General features: G+C 59.3%; 1 protein-coding gene. It reads right to left on the bottom strand.

What is annotated here, in order from left to right; genetic code table 11:
- Positions 1-43: 43 nt before the first annotated feature.
- Positions 44-290: hypothetical protein (locus tag DW49_RS1000000133450; RefSeq protein ID WP_206539582.1), on the bottom strand; the 247-nt coding region annotated here is incomplete at its 5' end.

Raw genomic sequence — 290 nt, 5'->3', positions numbered from 1 at the left:
TCCCTCAAAGTAGGGCGCCGTAAGGGCGCAAAGGTGACCTGAGTCAGACGCAAATACCGCTGACATCGCAAAACCGCCGTGCTACGCAGAGCGCCGCAAACACAAAGAGGACGCAGAGCGTCCAGAACTGCATGCCGACGCGGAGCATCGGCACGATAGTCATGCACAAGCCTGCTTCTGCCCGAAGGGCCGGGGACGACCGAGGCGGCGATCCGCATTGTTCGCGAAGACTGTGTTTCAGGCGACCCGATTTCTGCGACTTTACGGTCAATTCGCGAACAAGTTCGCTC

It is taken from the genome of Pseudomonas avellanae BPIC 631, from assembly GCF_000444135.1.
GTDB lineage: Bacteria > Pseudomonadota > Gammaproteobacteria > Pseudomonadales > Pseudomonadaceae > Aquipseudomonas > Aquipseudomonas avellanae.
The sequence above is the reverse complement of the archived record's forward strand: the minus strand, read 5'-3'. Positions and strand labels throughout refer to the sequence as shown.